Annotated in this window: 13 protein-coding genes; 4 read left to right on the forward strand and 9 right to left on the reverse strand. The window is 42.1% G+C overall.

Annotation, left to right across the window (positions count from 1 at the left end):
- The first annotated feature begins 81 nt into the window (after nucleotides 1–81).
- Complete coding sequence (gene hemN / locus JMX96_RS05770) at nucleotides 82–1,575, forward strand: oxygen-independent coproporphyrinogen III oxidase (RefSeq protein WP_413786737.1); 1,494 nt, start codon at nucleotides 82–84, stop codon at nucleotides 1,573–1,575.
- Nucleotides 1,576–1,652: 77 nt separating this feature from the next.
- Here the strand turns inward: hemN and JMX96_RS05775 are convergent, their stop codons facing one another.
- The 4 genes from JMX96_RS05775 to JMX96_RS05790 form a co-directional block, all read right to left on the reverse strand.
- A complete protein-coding gene (locus JMX96_RS05775) occupies nucleotides 1,653–2,513 on the reverse strand; it encodes an SPFH domain-containing protein (RefSeq protein ID WP_057762202.1) in 861 nt (286 codons plus the stop codon).
- A gap of 16 nt (nucleotides 2,514–2,529) precedes the next feature.
- Nucleotides 2,530–3,009 carry an NfeD family protein gene (locus tag JMX96_RS05780; protein ID WP_227676950.1) on the reverse strand — a complete coding sequence of 160 codons (480 nt, stop codon included), beginning with the start codon at nucleotides 3,007–3,009 and terminating at the stop codon, nucleotides 2,530–2,532.
- A gap of 211 nt (nucleotides 3,010–3,220) precedes the next feature.
- Nucleotides 3,221–3,805, reverse strand: coding sequence for a porin family protein (locus JMX96_RS05785; protein WP_201568077.1), 585 nt, complete (start codon nucleotides 3,803–3,805; stop codon nucleotides 3,221–3,223).
- Nucleotides 3,806–4,018: 213 nt separating this feature from the next.
- Nucleotides 4,019–4,558: a porin family protein gene (locus JMX96_RS05790; protein ID WP_201547565.1), complete on the reverse strand. Its 540-nt coding sequence runs from the start codon at nucleotides 4,556–4,558 to the stop codon at nucleotides 4,019–4,021.
- A gap of 304 nt (nucleotides 4,559–4,862) precedes the next feature.
- On the opposite strand from JMX96_RS05790, the gene JMX96_RS05795 reads away from it, so the two are divergent.
- The gene (locus tag JMX96_RS05795) at nucleotides 4,863–6,095 is read left to right on the forward strand and encodes an 8-amino-7-oxononanoate synthase (protein ID WP_201568078.1); all 1,233 of its coding nucleotides are present in this window, start codon (nucleotides 4,863–4,865) and stop codon (nucleotides 6,093–6,095) included.
- 71 nt (nucleotides 6,096–6,166) lie between these two features.
- Nucleotides 6,167–6,976 (forward strand): methyltransferase domain-containing protein, encoded by an 810-nt coding sequence (locus JMX96_RS05800; RefSeq protein ID WP_201568079.1) that lies wholly within the window; start codon nucleotides 6,167–6,169, stop codon nucleotides 6,974–6,976.
- A gap of 228 nt (nucleotides 6,977–7,204) precedes the next feature.
- Here JMX96_RS05800 and dnaK read toward each other — a convergent pair whose 3' ends face one another.
- Both dnaK and grpE read right to left on the reverse strand, forming a co-directional pair.
- Nucleotides 7,205–9,145, reverse strand: coding sequence for a molecular chaperone DnaK (gene dnaK / locus JMX96_RS05805; RefSeq protein WP_057762214.1), 1,941 nt, complete (start codon nucleotides 9,143–9,145; stop codon nucleotides 7,205–7,207).
- Nucleotides 9,146–9,328: 183 nt separating this feature from the next.
- Nucleotides 9,329–9,928, reverse strand: a complete 600-nt coding sequence (gene grpE / locus JMX96_RS05810) for a nucleotide exchange factor GrpE (protein ID WP_057762215.1) — start codon at nucleotides 9,926–9,928, stop codon at nucleotides 9,329–9,331.
- Between the two features lie 433 nt (nucleotides 9,929–10,361).
- On the opposite strand from grpE, the gene JMX96_RS05815 reads away from it, so the two are divergent.
- The gene (locus JMX96_RS05815) at nucleotides 10,362–11,774 is read left to right on the forward strand and encodes an alpha/beta hydrolase (protein WP_201568080.1); all 1,413 of its coding nucleotides are present in this window, start codon (nucleotides 10,362–10,364) and stop codon (nucleotides 11,772–11,774) included.
- 32 nt (nucleotides 11,775–11,806) lie between these two features.
- On the opposite strand, the gene JMX96_RS05820 is transcribed toward JMX96_RS05815, so the two are convergent.
- The 3 genes from JMX96_RS05820 to JMX96_RS05830 form a co-directional block, all read right to left on the reverse strand.
- The gene (locus JMX96_RS05820) at nucleotides 11,807–12,940 is read right to left on the reverse strand and encodes a metallophosphoesterase (RefSeq protein ID WP_201568081.1); all 1,134 of its coding nucleotides are present in this window, start codon (nucleotides 12,938–12,940) and stop codon (nucleotides 11,807–11,809) included.
- Between the two features lie 86 nt (nucleotides 12,941–13,026).
- Nucleotides 13,027–14,037: a TIGR01777 family oxidoreductase gene (locus JMX96_RS05825; protein WP_201568082.1), complete on the reverse strand. Its 1,011-nt coding sequence runs from the start codon at nucleotides 14,035–14,037 to the stop codon at nucleotides 13,027–13,029.
- Nucleotides 14,038–14,359: 322 nt separating this feature from the next.
- On the reverse strand, nucleotides 14,360–14,989 hold the full coding sequence (locus tag JMX96_RS05830) for an L-threonylcarbamoyladenylate synthase (RefSeq protein WP_201568083.1): 630 nt from the start codon (nucleotides 14,987–14,989) through the stop codon (nucleotides 14,360–14,362).
- Nucleotides 14,990–15,073: the final 84 nt, after the last annotated feature.

A 15,073-nucleotide genomic window follows, 5' to 3' on the forward strand; every position in this document is an offset into this window, starting at 1 on the left:
CGCATGACAGACTATTCAGAACAGAACGCTCAGCAGCCCTACAACCGTGCGGACGAGCCGCCCACGACTGTGCGCCCTGTTATGCAACCTGACAACCCTTATGCCAGTACACGTGGCAGTATTACTAGCAAGCAGCTACCAGCATTTGATGAGGCAATCATCAATAAGTACAATCGCTCAGGGCCACGTTATACCTCTTATCCGACTGCTCTAGAGTTCGCGCCAATACCAGATAACCTTGAAACAAACAGCTTTGAAGCTATTGGTCTTGAGACGAAAATCCTGCAAAACCGTGAAGCGCGTGCTCCCTTATCCTTATATTTTCATATTCCGTTTTGTCGCCACCTTTGCTACTACTGTGCTTGTAATAAGATTATTACCAAAAAAAATAGCGATTCTGGTGATTACTTGCAGTATTTAATCGCTGAAATTACGCATAAGCGCCGCCTGTTATCTACGCCAGAAGGCAGCGACAAACCATTGGTCAAACAGCTACATTTGGGTGGTGGTACGCCAACGTTTTTGCGTGACGAAGAGATGGTGCAATTATGGGAGTTTTTACAGACTCAGTTTAAGTTTTTGCCAGAAGATGAAGGTGACTACTCTATTGAGATTGACCCTCGTGAGCTGAGTGAAAACACTCTAAAGATACTGCGTAATCTCGGTTTCAACCGTGTTAGCTTAGGCGTGCAGGACTTGGATGAAACGGTGCAAATCGCCGTTAATCGTGTGCACTCAGCAGAGCTTATTGAAAGCGTGCTAACAGAAGCACGTGAGCTTGGTTTTCGCTCTATTAATATTGATTTGATTTATGGTTTGCCGCATCAAACGCCTGATACGTTGGACAAAACCGTAAATCGTATCATCGAGATGTCACCAGACCGCCTGTCAGTCTTTAACTATGCGCATTTGCCTGAGCGATTTAAAGCCCAACGTCAGATAAAAGATGAAGACTTGCCTAGCCCAGCTGCCAAACTGACGATGCTCGGCAGTACTGTTAACACGTTGACCGAAGCTGGCTATCAATATATCGGTATCGATCATTTTGCCAAACCTGATGATGAATTGGCTATCGCCCAGCGTGAAGGCAAATTACATCGTAACTTTCAGGGTTACACCATCATGGGTGATTGTGACTTATTAGGCTTTGGTGTCTCATCAATCAGTCAGATTTCTAATGCCAATACGCGCTATATTTTGCAAAACGATACTGATCTACAGAGCTATCAAGCCAAGATTGATATGGCGAAAATCAATCCAACTGTCATGCCCGCGGTCAAGTATATAAAAACTTCTATTAAAGACCGCTTGCGTGAATATGTCATCATGAACCTACTATGTCATGACTATCTCGATTTTAAAGATGTGAATCAAAAATTTGGTATCGATGCCATCACCTATTTTATTAATGAGATTCAGCAGTTGGGCGCTATGCAAGACGACAGACTGATTGATATGGATGCAGCAGGTATTCGCGTCTTACCCAGAGGTCGCTTGCTTGGCCGTAATGTCGCTATGGTATTTGATGAATACTTGGACAAGAAACACCAAAACCGCTTTTCGAAAGTTATCTAAGTTAGCGAGTCATTCGTCAATTATTAAACATAAAAAAGACCTCAAACGAGGTCTTTTTCTAATAGCGCTATGATTTCTTACACTTTTAATTTATCACCGACCATACCTTTTACGGTACTTAAGATATCTGCTGGTAGTACCACCATTTTAGAGTTGTCAGATTCGGCCAACTCTCGTATCGCTTTGATATATTGCTCACCCAGCAAGTATACAATCGGCATCTCTTCCTCGCCCATCGCACTGGTAATCAAACGAATCGACTCTTCAGAACCTCTGGCTAGTACCACTTGCGCTTCAGCATCACGGCGTGACGCTTCCAAGCGACCATCCGCTTCTAGGATAGCAGCTTGTTTTTGACCATCAGCACGGGTTACAGTCGCACGGCGTAAACGCTCTGCCGCTGCCTGCTCTTCCATGGATGCTTGCATGGTCTGCGAAGGATTAATATCTTGAATCTCTACTGTCTTAAGAGTAATACCCCAATCCGCGATATCTTCTGAAATGGCATGTTTTAGCTTGGTTTTGATCTCGTCGCGACTAGACAATGCACTATCAAGATCCATCTCACCAATGATCGAACGCAATGACGTTTGTACCAGATTACGAATACCGTACTCATAATCTTCGATACCGTAGACCGCCTTGTCAGGACGCACGATATTAATATAAGCGACAGCGTTTGCAATGATAACGACGTTGTCACGAGTAATGACTTCTTGTGACGGAATATCGAGTACGATGTCCTTAGTCGTTACCTTATAAGCCACATCATCTACATAAGGGATGATGAGGTTGAGTCCAGGCTCTAGCGTTTGGCTGTACTTACCCAGTCTCTGCACTACCCATTTATAACCTTGCGGTACAATACGTACGCCTTTAAACACGGTGAATACCACCAGTGCAATCAATACCACCATGACAATACTAAAGCTTTCCATAACTCATCCCTTATTATTATATCTGCATACTTTTATGCATCGCTGCCTGCGCTTTTGTACTGCTCACAATCAGCTCGTTACCAACGATATCAGTCACTACTACCCTATCGCCGATTGCCACCTGCTCCCCTCTCGTACGGCACATCCATTCAGCCGCACCAACGATAGGAACACTAAATCTAACCGTGCCAGCTTTATCTAGCTGCGGTGACACGATAATCATGCCAACCTCACCAACTATGACACTACCACCCAGCCCAGCTTTTGTACGATCTACTGACAACGGTTTGATAAACTTAAACCAAGCTAGCAAAAACACAGCAGAGAGCACTAACCAGACGATAATCTGAATAGAAACAGAAATAGGTAGCAGCCATGATAGCGCTGCTACGATGATGGCAGCGGCACCAAACCACAGACTGGCAAACGTCGGTACAAACATCTCGACTATTAGTAATAAGAAGCCTAATACTAACCAATGCCAAGGTTCAATCATCCAAAGTATCTCCATCCTTGCCACCATTCCTATCTTTATCATTCCAGTTTTTAATGTAGCACATTTTTAAGGATAACAACGCTTTAACGGTAATGATATGTTATTGGTTAGGTACTTATATATTACTAACTTAAAGGCCTCATCATAAATTTTAAGCAAAAAAAAACGACCACTTAAAGTGATCGTTCTATTGACTAACTCTAACTCTATACTAGAATTTAAAATGGGCACCTAGAGTAATGCCGCTTGCATCAAAATCATCGCCTTCTACATCTATAGAAGGATAATAGTTGTACATGATTTCGGTAGAGACCATAGGAGTGAAGTTATAGCCTAAACCCAAGCCACCAGCTATACCTGTTTCTGAGTAGCTATCATCTGCACTAAACTCAGAATCTTCTTTGTCAGTATATTCTAAATCTAATTCATTCTTTGCTATTCCTAAACGACCTTTTGCATAAAGTGTAGTATTTGGAAATGCATAATCATAAGTTGCATATAAACCGTATACATCAGCGCTGTATTCTAGCTTTTCGAATGCATCATTGAAAACTTCTTCATCGCTAGTTGTCAAATATTCAGCTTCAATACCTATCTCTGGAGCAAACTTGTATCCCCCATAAACTCCATATGATACTGCATCATCAAGGTCAACTGCATCTACATCTGGGTTGTACTGGCCTACTTTCGCACCAACGTAAGACTGACCAGCACCATAAGAGATTGCTGCTTGTGCGCTCATCGTCATTACTGAACTAGCGATTACTGCGATTAAAGCCTTTTGTAGATTTTTCATAGATTTTCTCAACTTTATGTTTAGTAGAAAAACAACTTTCTAGTTATCAGATCTTACTGAACTATTTTTCACTAGATAGCAGTGTCAGTATCATACCAAACTGTTTGATAAAGTAAACATATGTTTTATATAATTTTAAGCAAAAAAAACGACCACTTAAAGTGATCGTTTCTTTATTATAGCTATTTAGCTAAAAGCTTATTTTCTAAGTCATTAGAATTTTAGCTGTGCGCCAACAGTCATAAGATCAGCGTCGCTACCTAGCATGTCGTATTCAGCTTCGACACTGAAGTCAGAGTTTACTGCGTAACCAAGACCCACACCACCAGCGATGTTAGTGTCGTCGTCTGAGAAGTCAGAAGCACCAGCAAAGTTAGTGTTGTTAGCTTCTACTTCAGTTTTTGCAACACCTAGCTTACCTTTTGCGTATAAGCCGCTGTTTGGGAATGCATAACGGTAAGTACCATAAGCGCCGTATGTCTTAGCATCGATGTCGCCACCTCTATAATCAGCATCATCTGAACCTACGTATTCTGCTTCGATACCGAAGTTAGGATCAAAGTTATAACCAGCAGTTACACCGTATGCAGTTGGGTCATCAGCACCATCAACATCTAGATCGAACTGACCAACTTTAGCAGCAACATATGGCTGACCTGTGTAGCCGTTGCCATAGTTAACAGCAGCTTGTGCACCTACAGAAAGTAAAGAACCAGTTGCTAGTGCAAGTATTGTTTTTTGTAGAGTTTTCATTATTAGCTCCTTGAAAGAAATTTGGACAAACAAGTTATTTATTTATATTGGCCTTGTGGCCCTATCGCCTTGTCTGCTAACGATGAATACATAGTAACAAACTATTTCAGACACTCTGTCAGTGTTTAATGGTATGAGAGTTAAGAATTGAAAGCGTTTATCAGTGTGTGGGTTACAAAGGCGCAGATATGAAACCTTTTGTTACATCCACTCAGTTTATGCAATAATCCGTACTCATTTCACAGTTTTCTTGCTAGATAAATCGGCTAAACATGGCTTATATAACAGTAATTAGAGAGAAAAAATGCAAAATTCTATCACTGAGCGCTTGCAAACTGCACTTGTAGACTTAAAAACAAAGCAGCAGTACCGCCAATTACCAAACTTGCAGCACGATGGACGATACGTTATTAGCAATGGTAAGGCTTTACTCAATATTGCGAGTAATGATTATCTGGGTTTAGGCGGCGATACTGAGCTGCAAGCTGAGTTTCTAGCTCAAGTGGGACAGCTATCTACTACGCACACTCCTAAAATGAGTGCCACTTCCTCACGCCTACTCACAGGCAACGATATGCAGTTAGAAGCTCTAGAAGAGGAACTGCAAAATTGGTATCAAAGCGCCATAGAAAAACAGAGTTTAGCCGATTCAAAGTCGGTGCTGGTGTTGAACAGTGGCTATCACGCCAACCTAGGTATCTTGCCAGCATTGACAGCTTTGCCAGTCAAAACACTTATTTTGGCTGACAAGCTAGTACATGCCAGCATTATCGATGGGATGCGCCTGAGCCAAAGCAAACTTGTTACCTATCGTCGTTACCGTCATAACGATTACGAGCATTTAGCCAAGTTTATTGAACAAGCAGACGAGACGGTCGAACGCATCATTATTGTCACCGAGAGTATATTTAGTATGGATGGTGACCGTGCTGATTTGCCTCAACTAGTACAATTAAAATCCAAAGATGCTCGTATTGAGCTGTATGTCGATGAAGCACATGCTGTTGGAGTGCTTGGCGATACAGGTCTAGGGTTGGCGGAAGAAACAAATACCTTGGCGGATATTGACTACTTGGTGGGTACCTTTGGTAAAGCATTTGCTTCAATTGGTGCTTATATCATGTGTGATGAGGTCGTCAAACAATGGCTAATTAATGCCATGCGTCCACTGATTTTCAGCACTGCACTTCCTCCTATCAATCACGCATGGACACGATTTATCTTAGCCAAAATGCCAACCTTGACCGACCAACGTATGCATTTAGCGCAATTGTCTATCACACTGAGTCAAGCTATCGACCCACAACACCGTGTATCACCTACTGCTCAACATATCAGTTACGACTCTCCTATCGTTCCTTATATATTAGGCGATAACGCGAGTACCCTTGCCAAAGCACAACAGTTACAGGCAGCAGGATTTTACGCGCTGCCTATCAGGCCGCCTACTGTACCTGCAAACACTGCCCGTATTCGCTTAGTTATGAATGCCAAACTGACTAACGAAGACTGCGAGCGATTGATACAGCAGTTGTAACTTTATCGTTTGACACAAACTTTATTTCTACTATTGATAGATAACTGGCGCACTTGGACATAATAAAGCCTATGACAACATTCGACACAGCTGATGACCTCAGTGTTAGAAAACAAACCATCGCTCGCCACTTTGCCAATGCAAGTGACTATGACCAGCATGCTAGTATCCAGCAGACCGTTTGTCATTATTTATTAGACAGTATTGCTCATATCAGGCAAAGCAGTGTGCTAGAAGTGGGTGCAGGCACAGGTCAAATGACGCGCCTACTCGCTGAGCATATTCAAAGCCAGCACTGGCTTATTAATGAGTTATGTAGTGAGCAGACGGCTACATTGCAATCAATACTGCCAACTGCTGACGTAATGATTGGTGATGCTGAAACGATAGATTTAGCAGAAAATCATAGCTTGATAGTTAGTGCCAATGCCGTGCAATGGTTTGATAATCCGTTGAGTTTCGTCACGCAATCCGCGCAGCGTCTACAACTTGGAGGACAACTGGTCTTTAGTACTTTTACGCCCAATAACTTTTTGCAAATTAAGACGCTCACTGGTCAAGGACTGAGTTATCCAGACAGTGATGAGTGGCTGTTAGCATTAGACCGTGCTGGTTTTAAAAGCATTGAGATTTCAATTCAGCGCTTCGATTTACCATTTCCTACTCCCTACGCTATCTTAAAGCATATGAAACTCACCGGCGTATCGACCAATCAAACGCAAGTTAAATCAGAAGATAGCCAAACCTTTGTATGGACAAAATCGCGTCTACAGCAATTTGAGTCAGACTATTGGCAGCAATTCTCAGAAAAGGACGAAACAGGACAGCTCGTGGTCAATTTAACCTATGAAGTGCTAATAGTAAGCGCGTTTAAACTATAAGAACACGTCTTATTCATAAAAAAATAGCTAGCAGAAATAGTAAACGATAGAAAAAACAGCCATAAAAAAACGCACCCCGAAAGATGCGTTTTTTTAATTTAACTACTTATCGATTTGTATCGACTATACCATTTTCAAAAACTTGAGTAGCAAGGAAAACGAGCGTAAGTGCTACATTGAGTAGACTAGGCAAGTTTGACGCAGCTAATCGCGTTTTTGGATTTGGTATTACTTTTTGTCTTCGTCTACTTCAGTGAACTCAGCATCAACGACGTCGTCATCAGCTTTGTTGCTACCAGCATCGTCAGCACCTTGTTGGAACTGGCTTGGATCCATACCTTCTGCGCCAGCGCCGCTATCAGCGTAGATTTTTTGGCTGATTGGCAAGAATGCATTGTCTAATGCTTCAAGCTTAGCTTTGATTTCGTCATGGTCATCTTCTTTCGCTGCAGCTTCAAGCTCAGTGATAGCAGATTCTACTGTTGATTTTTCTTCATCAGTGACTTTATCTTCTGCTTCTTTTAGCGCTTTTTGTACCGCATGGATACGACCATCTGCTTCGTTACGAACTTGCGCTAGGTTAGCGAACTTCTCATCTTCAGCAGCATTGGCTTCTGCATCGCGAACCATTTGTTCGACTTCTTCGTCCGACAAACCAGAATCCGCTTTGATTTGGATACTTTGCGCTTTACCAGTACCTTTATCGGTTGCAGAGATGTTCATGATGCCATCAGCATTGATGTCAAAAGACACTTCGATTTGCGGTAGGCCACGTGGTGCTGGTGGAATATCCGTCAAGTCAAAACGACCAAGCATTTTGTTTTGGTTAGCGATTTTACGCTCACCTTGATATACCTGAATCGTTACAGCTGGCTGGTTGTCTTCAGCCGTTGAGAATACCTGTGATTTCTTGGTAGGAATCATGGTGTTTTTCTCGATAACTGGCGTCATGACACCGCCCATCGTTTCGATACCTAGGGTCAATGGTGTTACATCAAGTAGCAATACGTCAGTTTTGTCACCAGACAATACGGCACCTTGAATCGCTGCACCAGCTGCAACTGCTTCATCAGGGTTCACGTCTTTACGTGGCTCTTGACCAAAGAAGTCTTGTACTTTTTGCTGTACTAGTGGCATACGAGTCTGACCACCGACCAAGATTACATCGTTGATGTCGCCAATTTTTAGGCCAGCATCTTCAAGTGCAGTCTTACAAGGACCCATTGTACGTTGTACTAATTCTTCAGTTAGGCTCTCTAGTTTCGAGCGGCTGATAGTTACAACCAAATGCTTAGGACCACTGCTATCAGCAGTAATATATGGCAAGTTTACTTCAGTGCTTTGTGCACTTGATAGCTCAATCTTCGCTTTCTCAGCCGCTTCTTTTAGACGCTGCATCGCAAGAGAGTCACCTTTTAGGTTCACGTCTTGCTCTTTCTTGAATTCAGCAACTAAGAAGTCAATCAATGCTGAGTCAAAGTCTTCACCACCTAGGAAAGTATCACCGTTGGTCGCTAGTACTTCGAATTGTTGCTCACCATCTACGTCTGCGATTTCGATGATTGAGATATCGAAAGTACCACCACCTAAGTCATATACAGCAACAGTGCTATCGCCTTGCTTCTTGTCCATACCATAAGCAAGTGCAGCAGCAGTTGGCTCATTGATGATACGTTTTACATCTAAACCAGCGATTTTACCTGCATCTTTAGTTGCTTGACGCTGTGAGTCATTGAAATAAGCAGGTACAGTTACAACTGCTTCAGTCACGCTCTCACCAAGATAGTCTTCTGCTGTTTTTTTCATTTTTTTCAAGATTTCAGCAGAAACCTGTGGTGGCGCAAGCTTTTTACCGTTGATTTCTACCCATGCATCGCCGTTGTCTGCTTTAGCGATTTTGTAAGGAACCATGCCGATATCTTTTTGAACGACTTTGTCATCAAAACGACGACCGATCAAACGCTTGATCGCAAACAAAGTGTTGCTTGGGTTGGTTACTGCTTGACGCTTAGCTGACTGACCAACAAGCGTTTCGTCATCTTTATAAGCGACGATCGATGGTGTTGTACGAGTACCTTCAGCATTTTCGATGACTTTAACTTTGTCACCTTCCATTACTGCTACACACGAGTTAGTAGTACCTAGATCAATACCAATTACTTTACCCATAATCAATTGCTCCTAATTTGTTTTTAACTATAAATACTTATTTATCCAGACCGTAGCCGGTCACTTGTTGCTATATATCGGTTTACCCGTCGTATTTTTCAAGGCGATAATCACGCAAAAACTGTGTTTCATGTCATTTTTTGTGAAAAACCTTCATATTAGTAGGGTTTAGCCCTAAAAATATTACTGACCAACACGAACCATGGCCGGACGTAATAGACGACCGTTTAGGCTATAGCCTTTTTGTAAGACCGTACCAACTGTGTCTGCCGCTGCTTCTGGGTCAATACCCACTGCTTCATGGAAATCAGCGTTAAACTTTTCGCCTTGTGGATCGACTACTTCTACGCCGTTTTTGGTCAATACCGCAACCAATGCTTTGTGCGTTAATTGCACACCTTCAGCGACTGGATCATTGGCATCGGCATTTTCGATAGCGCGCTCTAAGTTGTCAACGATGTCTAACAATTCTTTAGCAAATTTCTGTAGTGCAAACTTTTTGCTCTTATCCGCTTCTTGCTCCATGCGTTTTTGCGCATTGTAAGCTTCAGCATTAGCGCGTGCAGTACCTTCTTTGGCCTGTTTCACTTCGCCTTCTAGCTCAGCAATACGCGCTTTGAAAGTATCAAGGTTGATTTCGTTTTCGATAGTCGTTTCTTCACCTGAATTATTCTGTGGATCAAACTCTTTCATGGTTTCTTCTAAGATACTGTCATTGTGATCAATATTCTCATGTGCCACATTTTGGTCAAGATTTTCGTGGTTCGGGTTTTGCTCGCTCATGATAGCTCCTTGGAATTTCAATAATGAAGATTAAGAGACGGCATAGTAGACCGAATAATTACTGGTCTTACTATGCCATTATTAAATGCTCGATGTTTCTAACTCATTGTTTTTTTAATACGCTTCAATAGCTGCTTGATAAAGGTGATAAGGACAAATTTCAAGCCTAGAGCAAAGGAATTTTTACCATTTATGACAAATATTCGTGAAGTGTCATTAATACGATACATCTAACGTTTTTGTTCCATGTCAATAAATCTCAATATTTGCTCACAAAAAGAACAAAAAACCGCTATTTATTCCAATCGCTTTACGCTTATTAATCAAGCTATTACCAAACGACACCCTATTATTCTGCTAGCTATTTTATCATTGCTATAAATATTATCGCCCACACTCAAATGCACGCTAAAAATCATTTATGAGAGCTGTTATGTCTAATTCAAAAAATTTATCTATCAATACTTTGCTTAATAAAGCATTGATGACATTGCACTTAGCGTCAAAAGAACATCCAGCGTCAAAAAAGCCATCAAATCAAGATGCACAAGCGTATGACTCATTAGAAAAACGTCTGAGCGTTAAAGAGAAAATACTTGCTTATAATCCTGTAGCAAACTATCAGCCGCATACATTGCACTATGCAATGAAAAGTCTCGGTTACTTACCAGACCCTATTTTAGAAGGGGTTATTGGTTACCTAAAAGGTCCTAATTCAAAACAATATTTGCATGCAAACGCTCATCTGCGTCTCATCCTTGCGGTAAACAGCTACCTCAAAACACCATTAGAACTAACCCCAATGCCGGAATTGCGTGAGAGATTTACTGCTGATGCGGTAGCCATGCAATCACCTAGAGTATGGCAGCAAGCCAATACGACTATGCTAAGCAATATAAAGCCCTTTACTAAAAAAAGTGATTCACCTGTTAGCTGGAAAGATGAAACGATTGCCAATGCAGATGATGGCGACATGACTGTCCGTTGTTATAAAGCCGGTGGCAAAAAATCTGGTTTTAGAAGAAAACGTATCCACAATCCTGATGAAACAGTCATGCTGTTTTTTCATGGTGGCGGGTTCTGCATTGGTGATGTCGATACACATCATGAGTTCTGTCATGCAGTCTGTGAGCAGACTGGCTGGTCTGTGGTTAGTGTCGATTATCGCTTAGCGCCTGAATGTCCTGCTCCGGCAGCATTGAAAGACTGTATCACTGCATATGTTTGGTTAGTTGAACACTGTCACACATTGGGCGCGTTACCCTCTCGTATCGTCTTGGCTGGTGATAGCGCAGGTGGTGGTCTATCAACTTTAATTGCGCAGCAACTGACCGCACCGAGCAAAAGCGCATGGGCAGACTTAGGGTTAGATGGACAGAAAATGTTTAATCTATTAGAAAAACTACCCGAACCCTTAGCTCAGATGCCTTTGTATCCAGTCACTGATATTGAGACAGATTATCCTAGTTGGGAGCTATACGGCGAAGGTCTACTATTAGATCATGCTGATGTAGCAGTATTTGATGCTGCTTGCTTGGAGAACAGTCCGCTGCCTCGCTTACATATACTGAACTCACCTATGCTGGGTGATAATAGTAAAGTTTGCCCGACTTACATTGTAGCTTCTGAGCTCGATGTATTGCGTGACGAGGCATTTGCTTATGCAAAGCAGCTGAAAGGTTACGGCGTTGCTGTAGAGACCTATACTGTGCTTGGTGCACCGCATGGCTTTATTCATTTTATGAGTGTTCACCAAGGTCTTGGACAAGAGACAAACAATATTATTCATGGTTTTAGCAGCTTTGTACGTGAGATCATCAGTACACAATCGCGGTTAGCTGCATAGACCGCTTGCTAGCTAATTATCGGTTTCTATAACTAATTTGTATTACCAGATAGTGTAATCAACCAAATCTCTGAGCGCGATCCCAATCGAAAGGGAATGCCCCAAAAACCATAGCCAGAGGACACGACGAAGTGTCCTTTACCAATCTGCTCATAGCCATAGCCTAATCGATTAATAGCATTTACGATGAAATTAGCGGGAAATACTTGACCGTTGTGGGTATGTCCCGAGACTTGTAAATCTATAGGTAATTGACTGTGATTATCTATATCGCTCGGTCTATGGTCTAACAATATCACTGGCTGCGATGTATCTACTTGCGCAAGCAGATCGGTAGTCGCTACACGTTGACGTTTATGATTATCAAAACGTCCAACTAGCCATACTGGTTGACCCTCGTGCTCGATACAGAGCACTTCATCATTCAACAGTTGTATACCTGCATTTTGCAGCGCTTCGCTAATAGGTCGCTCATGACCATATAAGTCATGATTACCCAATGTCGCATAGACACCACGTGGCAGACTATTGCACAATTCTGCTAGGTTTTGCTCCATATGATATTTATTAAATGCATCTGTATTATCATCCATAATATCCCCTGGCATCAGCAGCATATCTGCACCAGAGCGAATCATAAGTTGTTGCAATCTATCTATGGCTTTTACACCAAATAGTCGCCCTATATGCAAGTCACTAGCGACTGCAATGCGCAGTGGCTTGGTTAAAGGTTTATCTATCTTAATAGACAGCTTACGTATAACAGGCGCATAGGCACTATATAACGAATAAATAAATAGTCCTATAAATAGGAATAGCGCTAGTACTCTTAGCCCTATAGCCATTTCATTCGATTGGTGCAACGTACTGCCTGATAAAGAAATGACCAGTAGATACCCTCCGTAGAGTAAACTCACTGCCAACGCCGTCAGTATCATAAAATGCATGACTAGCATCCAACCGCTAACCCAGCGATAACTGTTGGCAAATGCTCTTTTTACGCTCAATACTAATAGACCATTAGTAATAATAAATACACTGACCCATATCATTGTTTGTAATGTTGGCGTTATCCAAGGCTGGAGCCACCACTGTATGCTTAATACTGTACCCAGACTGAACAGCTGTAATAGCAAAAAGATGGTGAGGAAAAATGCGTAACGCATGGACTGACCTTAGACATAAATATGGTTATATAAGCGATTATCAGAAGATAGTTTGTAATGTTTCACATGAAACAACACCCATATAACTATTTTTGGTTTTCTAACGCTTGCTGGAGTGTCGAATGTTTAAATGAATAACCTGTACCCAATAGCGCCTGTGGCAGCACCTTTTGACCATCGATAAGTAATGTGGACATTTCGCCAAACATCAGCTTAAGCAAGAACTCTGGTAAAGTGAAGAACGTGGGGCGATGTAGCCATAAGCCAAGTGCTTTGGTAAAAGTATGATTGGTCACAGGATTCGGAGCAGTAAGGTTATATACGACTGTATTTGTATCATTTGTGGTACCGCTTGCAGATTTGATAGTGCTGTCATTAATAGGTGTACTATCTTGAGCTAAGCTATTGGGGTGATTGACATCTGAGTCGCTAGTAAGTTTAAGTTGCTGCTCGATAATAAAGATGACCGCATTGACCCAATCTTCGCGGCTGATCCAGCTCATGATTTGTTGTCCATCACCCAACTGTCCACCGACACCAAATTTAAAGGGTAGTAATAATTTAGCTACCATGCCACCCTCAGGGTGAATAACCACACCTGTTCTGACGATAGCTACAGGAACATCGTGATCGGTCGCTTTAAGCGCTAATTGCTCCCATTCATCACATAGTGTATGAGCAAAATCTGTCTCATAATCGCTGTTTTCAGTCAGTGGCTTATCGCCTTGCGTGCCATACCAACCGATTGCCGAGCCGCTTACCAGTAACTTGGGTTTTGTGCTAGCACGTGCGATAAAATCCAATATCGACTGAGTAGGTTTGATACGGCTCGCCATCAACTGCTCTTTGCGCTCATCGCTCCAACGAGAGTCAGCAATCCCAGCGCCTGCTAAATTCAATATGACATCAAATCTCATATCAGACGTTGCAAGCTCGTCATAAGTCATCATATTGATATCATCGGGATGTGGTTGGCCGCTATTACGAGTTAGCCAAGTAATCGCCACGTCTTTATTCTGCACGCGATATCGTGCCATTAGATCTCGACTAAACGCACTTCCCAAAAACCCTGAACCGCCACTAATCAAAACATTCATACCCTATACTCCCTATATGCCTCAAATATCACCACTATGATCTATCTTTGAGTTACTTATCGTTGAATTACTTATCGTTGAATTACTTATTGTTGAATTACTTGTCGTTCAATAAAAACCAGACCGTTATAACCATCGTCTGCTTTTTTGTGGTTTTTATCAAAACGACTTTTACATGCTTTTGGTAAAGGAAGGTAGAAAAATAGGCAAGCTAGTAGATGGTTAATTTATAAACGTTCACATAAACAAGGCATAGCGACACCTATCACTTTGCATTGCAAGCAATCGCTTCTGAGAAATTTAAGAGTTTTTATAGATAGCGCTATCGAACGACGAAACCTGTCGTTGCGTCACGAATTTGGCTAGGCAAGGTATAACCTAAGGTATCGCCCTGCAAATAACCAATTTGCTCATCGAAATAAGCATAGGCGGTATCAAAAGTACTAGCAGGCGTTTGTCCTGATGGGTTGCAGCTTGTAGAAACTAATAGCCCAAATGGGTTCTGCTCACTGACCATCTGCTGACAAAGCTGACGAACTGTAGGGTGCGAGATAACTCGAACAGCAATAGTCTGATGCTGACCCGTAATCCACATGGGCACAGTGCTTGCAAGCGACTGAGAAATCGGTAATAACCAAGTATGTGCTTGGCGATTGTGCTGTTCGTCTCCGCTATCGTCTGTCTGCCAGCTATCAATAATCTGCTGGCGCTGAACATCATCTAAGGATGCTAGCAAAGGTGCTAAGCGAGACACACTATCAGTGACGACTATCATGCCTTTGGCTTGTGGACGTTGTTTGATATCCAAAATACGCTGAACAGCTGCTTGGTCATAAGGGTCGCAACCAATACCCCAAACGCTTTCTGTGGGGTACGCGAGCAGTTGTCCTTCTTTTAGCCACTTAGCAGCTTGGATGGCAGAATTAGTAATAAGAGGTGTAGGTTGGCTCATGACTTAAATGGTTCGTAGAAGTAAATTCTAATAATACCACAAGAAAGATATTGTCTAGGAGAGTCTATAACTAAGGGCTATCTA

This window comes from Psychrobacter sp. JCM 18900, from assembly GCF_904846625.1.
Lineage (GTDB): Bacteria > Pseudomonadota > Gammaproteobacteria > Pseudomonadales > Moraxellaceae > Psychrobacter.

Excerpts from the sequence above, each read along its gene's own strand:
- JMX96_RS05785 (WP_201568077.1), bottom strand. The coding sequence starts at position 3,805 with ATGAAAAATCTACAAAAGGCTTTAATCGCAGTAATCGCTAGTTCAGTA.
- JMX96_RS05775 (WP_057762202.1), bottom strand. The coding sequence starts at position 2,513 with ATGGAAAGCTTTAGTATTGTCATGGTGGTATTGATTGCACTGGTGGTA.
- JMX96_RS05800 (WP_201568079.1), top strand. The coding sequence starts at position 6,167 with ATGACAACATTCGACACAGCTGATGACCTCAGTGTTAGAAAACAAACC.
- JMX96_RS05830 (WP_201568083.1), bottom strand. The coding sequence starts at position 14,989 with ATGAGCCAACCTACACCTCTTATTACTAATTCTGCCATCCAAGCTGCT.
- dnaK (WP_057762214.1), bottom strand. The coding sequence starts at position 9,145 with ATGGGTAAAGTAATTGGTATTGATCTAGGTACTACTAACTCGTGTGTA.
- JMX96_RS05825 (WP_201568082.1), bottom strand. The coding sequence starts at position 14,037 with ATGAATGTTTTGATTAGTGGCGGTTCAGGGTTTTTGGGAAGTGCGTTT.
- JMX96_RS05815 (WP_201568080.1), top strand. The coding sequence starts at position 10,362 with ATGTCTAATTCAAAAAATTTATCTATCAATACTTTGCTTAATAAAGCA.
- grpE (WP_057762215.1), bottom strand. The coding sequence starts at position 9,928 with ATGAGCGAGCAAAACCCGAACCACGAAAATCTTGACCAAAATGTGGCA.
- JMX96_RS05780 (WP_227676950.1), bottom strand. The coding sequence starts at position 3,009 with ATGATTGAACCTTGGCATTGGTTAGTATTAGGCTTCTTATTACTAATA.
- JMX96_RS05790 (WP_201547565.1), bottom strand. The coding sequence starts at position 4,558 with ATGAAAACTCTACAAAAAACAATACTTGCACTAGCAACTGGTTCTTTA.
- hemN (WP_413786737.1), top strand. The coding sequence starts at position 82 with ATGCAACCTGACAACCCTTATGCCAGTACACGTGGCAGTATTACTAGC.
- JMX96_RS05820 (WP_201568081.1), bottom strand. The coding sequence starts at position 12,940 with ATGCGTTACGCATTTTTCCTCACCATCTTTTTGCTATTACAGCTGTTC.
- JMX96_RS05795 (WP_201568078.1), top strand. The coding sequence starts at position 4,863 with ATGCAAAATTCTATCACTGAGCGCTTGCAAACTGCACTTGTAGACTTA.